This is a genomic window from Pseudomonas sp. KB_15 (genome assembly GCF_052114525.1).
Taxonomy (GTDB): domain Bacteria; phylum Pseudomonadota; class Gammaproteobacteria; order Pseudomonadales; family Pseudomonadaceae; genus Aquipseudomonas.
This window is the reverse complement of the sequence record NZ_JBFREX010000375.1, coordinates 1-356: the sequence shown is the minus strand read 5'-3', so window position 1 is coordinate 356 and position 356 is coordinate 1. Positions and strand designations below refer to the sequence as shown.

Genomic DNA, 356 nt, shown 5'->3' with positions numbered 1-356 from the left:
CCGTCGAACAGCTTGCAGAAGTACAGGTCGAAATCGCGCAGGAAGGCGTCAAAGCCATAGGTATCGGACAAGGCAATGCCGAGATCGCCGCGGTATTCCTTGGCCCAGACTTCCAGCGCGAACACCTGCGAGTCGCGCAGCCGCGGCCCCAGGGCCTGGCAGGCCTGCAGGTATTCATGCGCCATGGTGCCGAGCGGAACCAGGTTATGCGTGCGCGCGAAATGCACATTGCTGGTGCCGGCCAGTTGCGGGCCGAGTACCCGGCGCATGGTATGCAACACCTCTTCCTGCCAGTCGCGCGAAAAGCGGCGACGCGAGCCATAGTCGGCGATCACGCAGTCCGCATGGGCAGGCAT

1 pseudogene is annotated in these 356 nt (G+C 63.5%); it reads right to left on the bottom strand.

The features are described from left to right. Nucleotides 1-356 (bottom strand): annotated as a pseudogene (locus AB4Z35_RS31360) (nicotinate phosphoribosyltransferase); the annotation flags it as partial.